Here is a 12,373-nt window from a genome sequence, read left to right as displayed (position 1 = left end):
TTTCTGAGCCACCATGCGTAAGTTTAATCGAAACTACAGCTCACAAATCCTCATCTTGTGTTTCAATTACCTCTCCTTCAAACTCAAAACCACGCTCCATACCATCAAAATATTTGTCAAAATTAGGCTTAATCCACAGCGCTGCTTCCCCGTGTCCCAACTCCACAGCTTTATCAATTACTTCCTTCCAATCTCTCAAAGAAAATCCCGTCGCTTCCATCGCCTGCAAACAATCCCAAACAAACTTTGGCACCGATACCGGCGACACGGAATATCTCAACAATTCCTGTGCACCTTCTGGCAAAATAATCACATTATTTTCCATAAATATCATACCTATATCTTCTTCTCTTTCCCCTTGCCAATTCACTTCGCCTCTCAAAACATAACCCCAAGGTTCAAGAAAATTGTTGATAATGTACTGCAACCATTCGACATAATCATAAAACTTTTCTACGCCGCTCCATTTAATCCCACCGCCGTCAGCAGTCGGCATCCACTGACACCACAATCCGGGCTGAGTCTTAGGCGGGCGGTTGTAATTAACAACAGAAACTTCGGAATCTTCATCCCATTTTTCATTCACAAAATAGCAGCCTTCTTCGCCCAAAGGCAAACCAACTGCTTCTCTCGCTGGATCGGGAATACTTTGCAAAATCGCCGGATTTCGCTTCATTCGTCTAGTTCGAGAAAACTCCAATAAGTAAATAGCTTCGCTGTCTAATAACCGTTTGTTTAAATGAAATATTCCGTCAAATGTTGTAGTGTATCCCATGATTTCGACCTCTTTATAAATGTATGGTGTCGAAGTCCAACTCAGAAGAAAGTTTATTGTTTGTGGAACGGGCTTCTAGCCCGTTGCTGACATTGGTGCAAAATGTGATTTTCATATATTTCACTATTCTTGTGGAACGGGCAAGATGCCCGTTCCACAAGAATATAGAGTTTTTGGGGAACGCCTTCCAACCCTACTTAGTCTTGTCCAAACTCCGCGACTCTAACCAAATAGGAATTGCAATCCAAGCAACTGCTAACAGCAAAGCAAATACCGCAAATTGAGCAGCCCAAGCTACTAATTTCTCTAAAGACACAACTTGTCCCAAGAAGTAGGATAAACTCACCATTACAGATGCCCAGCTTGCAGCACCCAGAACATTGAACAGCGAAAATTTCCAAAAAGGCATTTCTGCAATACCCGCTAGGGGGCTAGCAAAAATTCGCAGCAGTGCGATGAAACGACCCAAAAATACGGCTTTAGCTGCATTTTTGCTAAACTGTTCTTTTAAGTCAAACAGTTGTTCTTCTCGAAAGCGGAAAAATTGTCCCAGCTTCAGCAGCAGTGGCCAGCCGCCGTACCTGCCGATCGCATAACCAAAATTTCCCCCCAATGTAGCACCCGCGATCGCACTGCCGAGCACAAACCAGTAATTCAGTTCCCCGCTGCCAGCTAAAAACCCGCCAGCAATCGTAATAGTCTCGCCTGGAAGAGGAACTCCCAGATTTTCCAGCAAAATTCCCAGAAATACTGCCCAGTAGCCGTAATCGCGCGCAAACTGCTGAATAGTCTCTAACGATAAAAACTCAAAAGACATTCGATACTGCCTTCGTAAACTTTTGCAAAGCTCAATACATTTATATATTGGCTCGATTCAGCCAATAGTGCAATCTTTCGCTGTGATGAAAAACACACTGTTGTCGCGATCGCTGGGCTAACTAAAAATTAGCCTTTCAGGCATACTAGAGGAATAGAGAATTGTTGCGGTTGCGTTCCGCGCGATCGCTAGCCAGTTTCCTACTAAATTTATCACAACGGCTCTCCCCACCGATTCCCACAAGGGCGATGGCCAATCCTAAAACATACGCTGAAATCCCCTGAGTCTCTCAAGAGAGTCAGCAACTAAACTAACTTATTCATACTTTACGATCGTAGGATAACTGCTATGGAATTTCCCAACTTCAACCAACCCATCGTCCTTCAACCTCACAACTGCCTCGACTCCCAAGCCGGCAGCCTCCTCCAGCAACAGCTAGCCGAGATTGTGCCCGATCGCCACAAACTCTGGGTAATAGACATGGCCGCCGTAGATTTCATCGACAGTTCCGGGCTGTGTGCCTTAGTCGGCGGACTCAACGCCGCCCGCCACCGGGGATGCCGCCTCGTCATCTGCAACCTCTCAGCAACAGTCAGGCTAATATTTGAACTTACTCAACTCGACCAACTCTTTGAAATCTTCGACAGTTTCGAGCAAGTTATCTCCACTGAAACTCCGGCTTTAGTGGCTTGATTAAAATTAGCTGCCCAGTTCAAAACTCAAGTTTCCAAGAGACTTCCAGCAACCGCAGAGTTAATTTGAATATCATAAATAGGTTTATTTGTCAAGCAATACCAATGACAAACAAATAAATCGGGCACTTGAACGCCGACAGAAGCGATCGCAGGTGCAGCCGGAAAAGGCCAAAGTCGATCGAAACAAATCCTTTCCCCTACAAACCCGAACTGCATCAAATAAGTCGCCGGGGGCGCATTTAAAAGATTCAGCAAGCGGTAAGCCAACTCATACAACTGCTGTCGCCAAACATCCGACAAATGCACCGGTTGAGAGTAACTCAACTCGCCCGACTGCTTGTCAGGTTCCCCACCAATCACCTCAGCATACAGTGGGCCCTTTGCCGTCAACACCACAGGCAGCCAAAAATTGCCACCGCCGACGGGAAAAAGCAACTCTTGGGACACTCGATCGCGCGCCGCCGAAACATTGCTACAAAATCGAAACACATCTTGAGCAGGAAAAACCAGATTTTCTGGCACATCCAGGGTCAAAGGACAAAAGATCGCCCCACCCGGAGCGATCGCGCCCGAATTGAGTTCCGAAACCCCACAGATATCGATTTCAGTTAAAGGATGAGATTGAGCGATCGCCGCCTTGAGACTTGCGGCCGGATCTTTCTCACCACCCGCCACAATCAAAACCTTAGACATTGCCAAAGCTCGGCATTTGAATGCCCCGATCGTCCGTTTCATCGACGCTCGGTAGATCCAGGCCCTTAGCCTTGCGGCTCCGCACAGCGAGACGGTAAGTTACGCTTTGCAACTCAGTGTGCAACTGGCGGTTTTCCTTTTGCAATTGCTCCAACTTTTCCTTAATCGGATCGAGCCGCTCGGCAAACTTCTGGCGGTAAACCCCTGGCAATTCCTGAACTACCTGTTCTAGCATCCGAGAGCGATCCGTCAATTCCTGCACTGACTGCCGCAGTTGGTAAACCTCAGCATCTCGCTCAGCGATTTGTTCCTGATAAAAACCCACCTGTTCTTCAACAGCTTGGAGTTGTTCCCGCATTGCCTGCATTTGAGCTTGGTGGCGATCGGAAACTTCCGGTGCCGGCACAAAATTAGAATTGCCCTTCACCAGCCTGAAAAGTTCTTGAGACAACTGCTGCACCAATTGGTCGCGCATTTGCAGCTCTTCGGTGAGACGAGATACCTCTGATTGCAATTCTTTTGAGCTTACAAGTTTAGTTTGATTCACGATGAGTCTCAGCTTTTGTTATATAATCTGTTTCTCTTTAAAAATATCTTTCCCTTACCGCAGAGGCAAGAGGCACTTCAAAACTTTTGAACCCCTTCAGCTAAATTGAGCCAGCGGCCCGATGTCAAGGGTAAAGCTCAGTCTAACTCAAATCAGGCATCCACGTCATCACCTTAGTTTTTTGCCAGAGAAACAGGTAAAATCCTAGGTTTTTTGTAAATAAACCAGGTTTTTTAGCTTTTTCTGAGAATAGTGCCAGAGATCAGGTTTAACCAATTACAGCCGAAAGCACTTCGCCAGCTTCGTCCACGGTGCTGCCAAAACAGATAATGCCGTCCTCGTGACCGGCCATCGCCAGAATTTTGCGCTCGGCCAACTTCTCCTCCTCAAAAAGTCTAAACATTTCTAAGGCCATCTGGGGAGTGCCGTAAGGTATTTCTTTTCTAGTAGTAGGAATCTTAAACAGCAGTTGCCGCCATAGTGTAGGATTGTGGACGTGAATTATCCCGCCCACATCCTGTCTCTGAAGGTACAGGGCCCCGTGAGTCAGGGACTCCGACGAAGCTTGTACGGGGCCCCGGCAGCCGAGGAAATTTTTTTCTAAGTTAAATTCGGTAACAGTACAGTAGAATTCTGGTCCCAGAGTTTTCAAGTGTGCAGTCTGGGTTCCCGAAATCACGAATTGGCCTGAATTGCCGAGTCTGACGCTGACGTTGCCAAACCCTATGCCATTTTCGTAGACGCCAATTAATCCCCAAGCGTGGAGCCGATCGCGCCAGTCCATCAAATCTGCTATGTTCCGGGCAGCTACAGGGTCTGCTTCTTCCCAGTCACAGCGGTACTTAACGACTCCTTCATCCATTTTTTTGTTTGATCAGACACGACTCTGACACGACAGACATGGCCCAAGCTGAGACTTAATCGAAGTTGTCAAGAAGTTGTCAAACAGCTTTTTTTGCCTGCTGCCTTATGTCTCGGTGCATAAGTGCCTTAACTAATCTACATTCCAGTGTCGCCGTAATTAGCGACCGACATTAGCAAAAAGTAAGCTAGGAAAGAAGAACCAATTATTTCCAAAATCATGATTTAGCCTCTCGGTTATTACAAAAGTTCAATAAATGAAAATGTACCCTTTCAGTCGGGGAGTTTGATTCTAGGCTTTTGCCCGATCGAGTTTCTGATGTGAAACTACATAACACCCCTGAATCCCTTATTGTTCTATACTACAGCATTTCTACTGAGTTCAGTTCTACCTTAAGAAATATTTAAGGATAAAGTACCCTTAATCCGGTAAGTCCGGTAAAAAGCAACCGTAGATTTACTTATTTTTTATAATTGTACATATATTTAAGAAAAAAGCAAGCGGAACACAAAAAAAATATTTTTTAGCCAGTCTGGGACGAACTGGCACAATCTTCGGGTGCTCTAGGTTAGTCAACACCTCTGTCGATCGAGCAATTTTTAGCTCCGGGGCATCCTACAACCTAAGAAACCGGGTTGAGCGTGATCTGATGTCGGGTAAAATCACCGCAACGCCAGCTCGCGTCGGCGGGTTCACCAAAATCTGTAGTATTAGTATAAGTTATAGCTCCCCTAAACCCGCGCCTACCTAGAGGGGGATAGTCGATCGACCGAACCTGATATAAGTCCTATTAACTGAGATGTTGCACCATTCTCCATTAGTCTTTTATGAACAGGCTTTTCGGCCTGTTCCACAACATATAAATTTTCTTGTGGAACAGGCCGAAAAGCCTGTTGCTGACAATGGTGCAAGATATCAGATTAAGAAAAAAACAAGCCGATCGAGCAGTGACGGCCCGATCGGCTAAATTTTTCTGTGAAGCGCGATCGCCCCAGCCCTTTAAATGTGGAAGTGATACAAGATGCTGCCGTCGTCTTTAATTTCGCAATTGGCATTAAAGACTTCAGCTTGTTGGTTCAAAAAACGCTGAGCCACATCCGGCGACAGCCGCGTTTCCATCGCAAACCGCACCAGAGTGATTTCGCCCCGACCTTCTTTGATCAGTCGGTACAAAGCACTTTGGAGCCTTTCGCTCTCTTCTCGCTGAAAAGCTGCTTTGTACCTCCAATCCGCCACCGAAGGAATCAAACCGCGGCTGACCAAAATCGCCAACAGCAAGCCAATTCCCAAAATCAGAGGCACTGTCGGATCGCTCGTGGGCGTCGCCACAATTTGTGGCACTGTAGCGGCGGCCAAACTGCTAACCATTTCTTTTTCCGAAGCTTGCGTATCCGCCATTGCAAGCTGAGTTTTGTTGTAAAAGTCTTGCTGAAGCTTCATTTGCTGCAACAGACGAGCGCGCTCTCTTTCGTATTGGTCAAGTTTTTGCTGAGCTTGTTTCAGGTCTTGAGTGACTTGTGCCAAGCGTTGGTTGAGCGACTGATTGACTGATTGCCACCGATATCTGTTAATCAGGCGGCTTTTTTCAACCATGCCCTTCATCAACATATCCGCCGTTTGGATTGCTTGCTGCTGATCGAGCGAGCGATACCCAACCAAAATTTCTAGGGGTTGTTCCGGCTTAGAAATTTTGACACTAGCATTTTGTCGAACTTGCTGGGGCGACAGCTTAACTGCATCTGCCACTGCTTTGACAACATTATCTGCTAGGAGAACCTCCGGGGTGAGTTGCTCTCCCTGCTTGAGAATTGTCGTGCCCGTGGTCGAAAATTTGACTGGCGGATTATTAGAAGTGAGAGTGCCTTGAGCCATGAATCCGGGGGGCGGGGCGAGGCGGTAGGCCAGGGCGCCTGAAATACCCATAATTACAGCAAAACTGCCTAGGGCAATCCATCTGTATTGATTTGCTGAAGATCTAAAACGTAAATTTCCCATTTTGATAGTCAAGTCATAACATTCGCTTGCCGCAGCTACTGCCAAACGCCAGAGCGATCGTTTCTTTCTGGTTAGTCCAATTGACTGCTGAAAATTTTCTCAGTTTGTACCTAAAAGCTATTAGCTTTTGAGAGTTGTCAATATTCATGAGCCCAAAAAACCGATCGCGCTTTTATTTGATCCGAGCTATAACTTCAGTTTTTGTCCTTAATAATTAATCTGTAACAAGGCTTCTGGAAGTCTACTGGCCTCAGACTAGCACTCAGGCGTGCGAGAGCCTCGCCTCCCCGTGTTTGTTGACATTCAAAACTGTCTCCTTTTCACCCTTGGCAATCCTCCAATTATCTTACGTCTTGGCGTCTTGCGGACGCGGTTGAAGAATAAAAAAAACCTTAAATACTGTGCCTAAAAACTTAACAAGCAAGAATTATACCATGCAGTTAAGAGTTTGCTGCATATTAAAAAAAATTGTGGATCGGGCCGCGAGACCAGATCCACATATTCACATAACAATTATGGTTCGATCGGTTGATGGTTCGATCGAGCTCACAAGGGCGAATGTTCAGAAGCCGATCGGCAAAATAAGACCCTCGCGGGCCATGACAGCCTTCGGAAAAGCGATTTGCACGTCTTCGGCGATGCGATCGAGAAAATCGTCAGTGTGAGCCGGATCATGGTGAAAAATCACCACTCGTTTCACCCGCGCCTCCTTAGCCATTCTCACCGCTTCCTGCCAAGTCGAGTGTCCCCAACCCACCTTCGGAGACTTGGGGTTGTGATATTCCTCGTCTGTGTACATCGCATCATAAATCAGCACATCAGCGTCGAGGGCTAAATTGTAGACATTCTCATCTAGCCGATCGGGAAAATGTTCAGTATCCGAACAATAAACCACAGATCGTCCCTGCCAAGTCACCCGATATCCCATAGCAGTATTGGGGTGATTCAGAGAACCCGTCCTAATCTCAATATCGTCCAGCATCATCGTCTGGTTGTGATTGAGTTCGTAGAAATTCAAATCTGCCTGCAAACCCATCAGCGGTATCGGCGAATTCGAGTGGAGCACCCGTTCTACGAAGTGCCTTTTCATGCAATCTCCATCCGGCGGAGTGGCCCCGTAAATATCAAAGCTATTGCCGCGGATGAAAGCTGGGGCGAACAGCGGGAACCCTTGAATGTGATCCCAGTGATAGTGAGTAAAAAACATATAAGCTTGCACGGGCATTTCTTGCACCAACTGGTCTCCCAGCATCCGCAAGCCTGTTCCGCCGTCAAAAATCAAGCGTTTGCCAGCGACTCGCATTTCCAAGCAAGAAGTATTGCCGCCGTAGCGAACAGTTTCTTGTCCGGGTGTCGGAACACTGCCCCGCACGCCCCAGAACTGTACTACAAAATCATCTATACCTTTTATTGATTCGGATGGTTGAGGGCAATCAACGGGAGTTGCCGCTACTGAGGACAAGCTGATTTCCATTTTAAAATTCAGGCTTTAAGGTTCCACATTGTCCGTGATGGCGCAGCAGATGGTCGCACAACACTAAAGCTACCATCGCTTCCACCATTGGCACAGCTCTTGGCAAAACGCAAGGGTCGTGCCGTCCCTTGGCAGCCAGCAGCGTTTCTTCGCCTTCTCGGGTAACGGTGCGCTGCTGCTGGCGAATTGTTGCAGTTGGCTTGAATGCCGCCCGCAAAATGATATTTTCGCCGTTAGCAATCCCACCCTGAATTCCGCCAGAGCGATTCGTCACTGTACGAATTACACCCTTATCATCAGTATAGTATTCATCATTATGTTCGCTGCCCTTGAGCAGAGTCCCGGCAAACCCGGAACCAATTTCAAAGCCTTTGCTGGCGGGCAAGGACATGATGGCTTTGGCCAAGTCGGCTTCGAGTTTGTCGAATACGGGCATTCCCAGCCCTTTGGGTACGTTGCGGGCGACGCATTCGACTACACCGCCGATCGAATCTCCGCTGTCGCGAACTTTTTCGATCAGTTCAATCATTCTTTCGGCACATTCGGCATCTGGACAGCGGACGATGTTGCTTTCTACTTGTTCTAAGGTAACAGTGTCCGGGTCGGCGACACATTCTAAGTCTTTGATGCGTTTGACGTAGCCGACTATTTCGACTCCTGCTGCTTGTTTGAGAATTTTTTTTGCGATCGCCCCTGCTGCTACTCTACCTATTGTTTCCCTCGCCGAACTGCGACCTCCGCCTTGCCAGTTACGAATTCCGTACTTAGCATCGTAGGTAGCATCAGCGTGAGAAGGGCGGTAAGTTGTCGCCATTTCGCCGTAATCTTGGGGGCGAGTGTCTTGATTGCGGACTAAAATTGCGATCGGCGTTCCCAAAGTTTTGCCTTCAAACACCCCTGACAGAATTTCGCAGGTATCTGCTTCTTTGCGAGGTGTGGTAATTTTGCTTTGGCCGGGGCGGCGGCGATCGAGTTCGGCTTGAATTTCCGATGCGTCGATCGACACCAGGGGCGGGCAACCGTCAATTACTACTCCCACACCGCCGCCGTGAGATTCCCCAAATGTCGATATCCGAAATAAATGCCCAAATGTGTTCCCCATGATGCTTTAGCCTGACACCTAATAATTTTTAGCTTAAATGGAATAGAGATTTACTGTATTTATGAAAAATATACCATTGACGAGTAGGCGACAGGCGATCGCCCCACAGCATCACTCCCTTCCCACCCCTAGAAGAATATCTACCAGGGAGAGAGGGAGAGACAGAGAAGAGGAGATATCTGGAAACACACTTAAATTCATCCGTGTATCCGTGTCCGAATCCGTGTTGTGCTTTCCTTCTTCTTTAGTCTTCGTGTTCTTCAAAAGGATCTCTCAATTCCTTAGCGGGAGGGCCGAAAGCCGTGTAGATGGAGAAACCGGTGATTGCCACCAGACACACGCCCAGTGAAATGCCAAGAACTGCTGCAGGTTCCATATTTTTGATCGATTATGAGTGCTCCACTCTATAATATTACAAAAAATAACAATCCGTCTGAAAGTCTCGTGATTTTAGGCGCTGTACGGTATGGCAGCCAACCCCCACTCCCCCTTCTCCCAGTCCCCCATGCCGCATTTCTGAGAAATTGCGATCGCAATTAGCGGTGAAAATATGTCAAACTTCTCTGTAGAGATTCATTGCAGGTGACTTATGGCACAACGAACTTGGTTAGGAGATATACTCAAACCCCTTAACTCAGAGTACGGCAAGGTGGCTCCTGGTTGGGGCACCACGCTGTTGATGAGCGTTTTCATTGGACTGTTTTTCGTGTTCTTGTTGATTATTTTGCAAATCTACAACTCTTCTCTGATTCTGGAGAGTGTGGATATGGATTGGTCGAGTCTCGGCCGCTAAAAATTGATCGCAAAACAGTAAGGCTAAAAGTAAAAGCTGAGGGTTGAGGAGAAAGGGTAAAAGCTAAGTTTTCCCGTTTTTCCTTACCCTTTCCGATTACTTTTGCCATAAATAAACAAGAAGTAACTAAACAAATTGCAGGAGAAAAACCATGAATATTTTTGGCATTGGTTTGCCCGAAATGGCCGTTATTTTTACGATCGCCCTATTGGTATTTGGCCCGAAAAAATTACCTGAAATCGGCCGGAGTATGGGGAAAGCAATTCGAGGCTTTCAAGATGCTTCGCGGGATTTTGAGTCGGAGTTCACGCGGGAAGCCAAGCAGTTAGAAGAAGCAGTAGCAACTAGCAGCAAACCGGCAACTGAAAAACTCGCGGCGGCTACTCCCAAGGAAGATAGCACAGACAGTTAATTGACATCCACCCCGACCGTCGCGGACGGGGATTCCCAAACCTCACGATTTGAATTTCTGCTTCTTCGCAACTGCCTCCACCCTAAAAGAGATTTGGTCTTATGTTCGCTCCACAGACTAACCCCGCAAGCCCTGCGGTTTTTACGTATCGAATACCAAACGGAATTCTTCGTAGTTTTGATTCTAGGGATGTTTACCATTGCCCTATCCTCTTTTCCCGGTCTACCGATTTTGCTTCGCCGCCAGCGCAAGGCTGAACTTCGCTCGTATAGGCTGTTTGATCCATCGTCTCGGGTGGGTCGTTGACCAATTATATTGTAATATAAAGCCGTCCTAAAAGGACGAGGTTTCTACCCCATTTTCTGATGAACAACACCCAGAAGTCGGAAACACCAGCGGAGTTAGTGATTCCCCAGCTAATTGTTGGGTTGGGAAATCCCGAACCTAAATACGATCGCACCCGACACAACATCGGCTTTAATGCTGTGGATGCCTTGGCTAAATCTTGGCAGATTTCCCTGTCGGAAAATCGCAAATTTCAAGGCATATTTGGCGAGGGAAACCGGCCGCGGGGACAGAAAATCCGCTTGCTGAAACCGCTTACTTACATGAATCTTTCCGGTCAAGCGATTCGGGCGGCGGCGGATTGGTACAAAATACCTGCGGAGTCGGTATTAATAGTATACGATGATATGGATTTGCCGATCGGGAAATTGAGAATGCGGCTTGCCGGTTCAGCCGGCGGACACAACGGCATGAAATCAACAATTTCTCATTTGGGCACAGACAAATTTCCCCGCTTGCGGATTGGCATCGGCAAACCTCAAAACGATGCTGCTAAAAATGAGAAAGATACGATTTCCTTCGTGTTAGGAAAGTTTTCCTCAGAGGAAAGTCAGTTAGTAGAGAAAGTGCTTAAACTGGTTGTAGAAGCTGTGGAACTAAGTCTGCACCAAGGAGTAGAAAAAGCCATGAGCCTTTACAATAGTCGCACAATTGCAGAAACAAACGCGGAAACAAAAAGGTGAGTTCGAGACGTTTGCCTGAAACAACTGCATATGTCCGGGTTACTGGTCAATCTTGGCAAAAAGGCACGATTGAGGGTGAAGTGACTGCCGGCAATTTTGAGTGGCAGTTTCAGTGGCGTTTCACGTCAGAAAAAACACTGATACTTGAGCCTTCTCAAGGTAGGGCATTGATTCAGGAACCGCTGCACCGTTTTCTGGAAAAATGGGATTATCAATTAGAACCGGGCGGGGATTATTCGTTTACGGTTCGGGCTCAGTTTTAAAATCTTGGTCATGGGAAATTCGGAAACTGTAATCGGGAATAAAAACTTCCTCTAGTAGGATATCCCGATTCCAGTAATTCTTTAATTAATTATGGGGAATGGCTGTAATGGGAAATTGGGAAAGGGCGATCGGGAAGGCAAACTTTCTCTAGTAGTATCTCCCGATTCCAGTGATTCTTTAATTAAATCAGGTGGCGTCCCTTCTCGGTAAGCCCCGCAATAATACATTGTCAAAACAGCTTTGTAAGCCCAGTGATTAGAAGGTACATCGGTAAAAGGATTGGGCAGAGTTTCAGCCTGATTCTGCACGCAAGCATTGAGAATTTGTTCTCGCGCTGGCTGCACTTGAACTAAAGAATTATTTGGCTTTATTTGTGCAGGATTTTGCGCCTGTGCGGGAGATGAACAACAGGCACTAACTAGCAGTATAATTGTGGAAACGATTCTGAGTTTAAGCATCTAATTTCCTCTTGTGCGACAATATATCCTAACTTCCACTGCATTCCCTGAAAACTATGCTGGGTCGTACCCTCCGCCATCGTTATCAAATTATCAAATTCTTGGGGAAAGGCGGTTTTGGCCACACCTACCTTGCAAAAGATTTAGACTTACCCGGACATCCGCAGTGCGTTGTCAAACATCTTAAACCAAAAGATCCCAATCCCGACCATTTACTAATTGCCAAAGGCTTATTCGACAAAGAAGCCGAAACGCTGCATAAATTGGGTAAGCTACACGACCAAATCCCCAGCCTTTCCGCTCACTTTGAGGAAAAGGGCAAATTTTATTTGGTGCAAGATTTTATCGAAGGACATGACCTTACCAAAGAACTGATTATAGTAGGACTTACGCATTGACAAAAAACATTATCTATGTATTCTAGACTCTAACATCATTGCTAAGGTTCGCCAAAATAT

The 12,373-nt window shown here is 46.7% G+C and carries 16 protein-coding genes; 6 read left to right on the top strand and 10 right to left on the bottom strand.

What is annotated here, in order from left to right; all coding sequences use genetic code 11:
* Positions 1–40 precede the first annotated feature (40 nt).
* Both QUB06_RS26315 and QUB06_RS26310 read right to left on the bottom strand, forming a co-directional pair.
* A complete protein-coding gene (locus QUB06_RS26315) occupies positions 41–775 on the bottom strand; it encodes a hypothetical protein (protein WP_333437786.1) in 735 nt (244 codons plus the stop codon).
* Positions 776–968: 193 nt separating this feature from the next.
* Positions 969–1,592, bottom strand: a complete 624-nt coding sequence (locus tag QUB06_RS26310; RefSeq protein ID WP_333179291.1) for a DedA family protein — start codon at positions 1,590–1,592, stop codon at positions 969–971.
* A gap of 348 nt (positions 1,593–1,940) precedes the next feature.
* Here QUB06_RS26310 and QUB06_RS26305 point away from each other — a divergent pair, with 348 nt between their 5' ends.
* Positions 1,941–2,285, top strand: a complete 345-nt coding sequence (locus QUB06_RS26305; protein WP_333437785.1) for an STAS domain-containing protein — start codon at positions 1,941–1,943, stop codon at positions 2,283–2,285.
* Positions 2,286–2,311: 26 nt separating this feature from the next.
* Here QUB06_RS26305 and QUB06_RS26300 read toward each other — a convergent pair whose 3' ends face one another.
* From QUB06_RS26300 to psbN, 7 genes are all read right to left on the bottom strand, one after another.
* Positions 2,312–2,980 (bottom strand): hypothetical protein, encoded by a 669-nt coding sequence (locus tag QUB06_RS26300; RefSeq protein WP_333437784.1) that lies wholly within the window; start codon positions 2,978–2,980, stop codon positions 2,312–2,314.
* Entirely contained in the window at positions 2,973–3,527 is a 555-nt protein-coding gene (locus tag QUB06_RS26295; protein ID WP_333250514.1) for an Npun_F5560 family protein, read from the bottom strand. The genes QUB06_RS26300 and QUB06_RS26295 overlap by 8 nt, the downstream gene beginning before the upstream one ends.
* A gap of 268 nt (positions 3,528–3,795) precedes the next feature.
* Positions 3,796–4,389: a class II aldolase/adducin family protein gene (locus QUB06_RS26290; protein WP_333437783.1), complete on the bottom strand. Its 594-nt coding sequence runs from the start codon at positions 4,387–4,389 to the stop codon at positions 3,796–3,798.
* A 999-nt stretch (positions 4,390–5,388) separates the two neighbouring features.
* Positions 5,389–6,312, bottom strand: coding sequence for a hypothetical protein (locus QUB06_RS26285; RefSeq protein ID WP_333437782.1), 924 nt, complete (start codon positions 6,310–6,312; stop codon positions 5,389–5,391).
* 634 nt (positions 6,313–6,946) lie between these two features.
* Positions 6,947–7,858 carry an MBL fold metallo-hydrolase gene (locus tag QUB06_RS26280; RefSeq protein ID WP_333141908.1) on the bottom strand — a complete coding sequence of 304 codons (912 nt, stop codon included), beginning with the start codon at positions 7,856–7,858 and terminating at the stop codon, positions 6,947–6,949.
* 1 nt (position 7,859) lies between these two features.
* Positions 7,860–8,960 (bottom strand): chorismate synthase, encoded by a 1,101-nt coding sequence (gene aroC, locus QUB06_RS26275; protein ID WP_190659307.1) that lies wholly within the window; start codon positions 8,958–8,960, stop codon positions 7,860–7,862.
* 244 nt (positions 8,961–9,204) lie between these two features.
* Positions 9,205–9,336: a photosystem II reaction center protein PsbN gene (gene psbN, locus QUB06_RS26270; protein ID WP_190742515.1), complete on the bottom strand. Its 132-nt coding sequence runs from the start codon at positions 9,334–9,336 to the stop codon at positions 9,205–9,207.
* Positions 9,337–9,549: 213 nt separating this feature from the next.
* Between psbN and psbH the strand changes: the two genes are divergently transcribed.
* The 4 genes from psbH (at position 9,550) to QUB06_RS26250 (ending at position 11,456) form a co-directional block, all read left to right on the top strand.
* Positions 9,550–9,753, top strand: a complete 204-nt coding sequence (gene psbH, locus QUB06_RS26265; protein ID WP_015176007.1) for a photosystem II reaction center phosphoprotein PsbH — start codon at positions 9,550–9,552, stop codon at positions 9,751–9,753.
* A gap of 151 nt (positions 9,754–9,904) precedes the next feature.
* Positions 9,905–10,165 carry a TatA/E family twin arginine-targeting protein translocase gene (locus QUB06_RS26260; RefSeq protein WP_333152463.1) on the top strand — a complete coding sequence of 87 codons (261 nt, stop codon included), beginning with the start codon at positions 9,905–9,907 and terminating at the stop codon, positions 10,163–10,165.
* Between the two features lie 365 nt (positions 10,166–10,530).
* Positions 10,531–11,193 carry an aminoacyl-tRNA hydrolase gene (pth, locus tag QUB06_RS26255; protein ID WP_333152462.1) on the top strand — a complete coding sequence of 221 codons (663 nt, stop codon included), beginning with the start codon at positions 10,531–10,533 and terminating at the stop codon, positions 11,191–11,193.
* Positions 11,190–11,456 (top strand): DUF3146 family protein, encoded by a 267-nt coding sequence (locus tag QUB06_RS26250; protein WP_006633689.1) that lies wholly within the window; start codon positions 11,190–11,192, stop codon positions 11,454–11,456. Before pth ends, QUB06_RS26250 begins: the two co-directional genes overlap by 4 nt.
* An 81-nt stretch (positions 11,457–11,537) precedes the next feature.
* Here QUB06_RS26250 and QUB06_RS26245 read toward each other — a convergent pair whose 3' ends face one another.
* A complete protein-coding gene (locus tag QUB06_RS26245) occupies positions 11,538–11,915 on the bottom strand; it encodes an S-layer protein (RefSeq protein ID WP_333437781.1) in 378 nt (125 codons plus the stop codon).
* Positions 11,916–11,971: 56 nt separating this feature from the next.
* On the opposite strand from QUB06_RS26245, the gene QUB06_RS26240 reads away from it, so the two are divergent.
* Positions 11,972–12,313 (top strand): hypothetical protein, encoded by a 342-nt coding sequence (locus tag QUB06_RS26240; RefSeq protein WP_333437780.1) that lies wholly within the window; start codon positions 11,972–11,974, stop codon positions 12,311–12,313.
* Positions 12,314–12,373: the final 60 nt, after the last annotated feature.

Source organism: Microcoleus sp. D2_18a_D3, from assembly GCF_036702455.1.
Lineage (GTDB): Bacteria > Cyanobacteriota > Cyanobacteriia > Cyanobacteriales > Microcoleaceae > Microcoleus.
The sequence above is the reverse complement of the archived record's forward strand: the minus strand, read 5'-3'. Positions and strand labels throughout refer to the sequence as shown.

Coding starts and splice junctions, on each gene's coding strand:
- QUB06_RS26305 (WP_333437785.1), top strand. CDS start 1,941: ATGGAATTTCCCAACTTCAACCAACCCATCGTCCTTCAACCTCACAAC.
- QUB06_RS26285 (WP_333437782.1), bottom strand. CDS start 6,312: ATGGGTATTTCAGGCGCCCTGGCCTACCGCCTCGCCCCGCCCCCCGGA.
- aroC (WP_190659307.1), bottom strand. CDS start 8,960: ATGGGGAACACATTTGGGCATTTATTTCGGATATCGACATTTGGGGAA.
- QUB06_RS26290 (WP_333437783.1), bottom strand. CDS start 4,389: ATGGATGAAGGAGTCGTTAAGTACCGCTGTGACTGGGAAGAAGCAGAC.
- pth (WP_333152462.1), top strand. CDS start 10,531: ATGAACAACACCCAGAAGTCGGAAACACCAGCGGAGTTAGTGATTCCC.
- psbN (WP_190742515.1), bottom strand. CDS start 9,336: ATGGAACCTGCAGCAGTTCTTGGCATTTCACTGGGCGTGTGTCTGGTG.
- QUB06_RS26315 (WP_333437786.1), bottom strand. CDS start 775: ATGGGATACACTACAACATTTGACGGAATATTTCATTTAAACAAACGG.
- QUB06_RS26280 (WP_333141908.1), bottom strand. CDS start 7,858: ATGGAAATCAGCTTGTCCTCAGTAGCGGCAACTCCCGTTGATTGCCCT.
- QUB06_RS26300 (WP_333437784.1), bottom strand. CDS start 2,980: ATGTCTAAGGTTTTGATTGTGGCGGGTGGTGAGAAAGATCCGGCCGCA.
- QUB06_RS26240 (WP_333437780.1), top strand. CDS start 11,972: ATGCTGGGTCGTACCCTCCGCCATCGTTATCAAATTATCAAATTCTTG.
- QUB06_RS26310 (WP_333179291.1), bottom strand. CDS start 1,592: ATGTCTTTTGAGTTTTTATCGTTAGAGACTATTCAGCAGTTTGCGCGC.
- QUB06_RS26260 (WP_333152463.1), top strand. CDS start 9,905: ATGAATATTTTTGGCATTGGTTTGCCCGAAATGGCCGTTATTTTTACG.
- QUB06_RS26245 (WP_333437781.1), bottom strand. CDS start 11,915: ATGCTTAAACTCAGAATCGTTTCCACAATTATACTGCTAGTTAGTGCC.
- psbH (WP_015176007.1), top strand. CDS start 9,550: ATGGCACAACGAACTTGGTTAGGAGATATACTCAAACCCCTTAACTCA.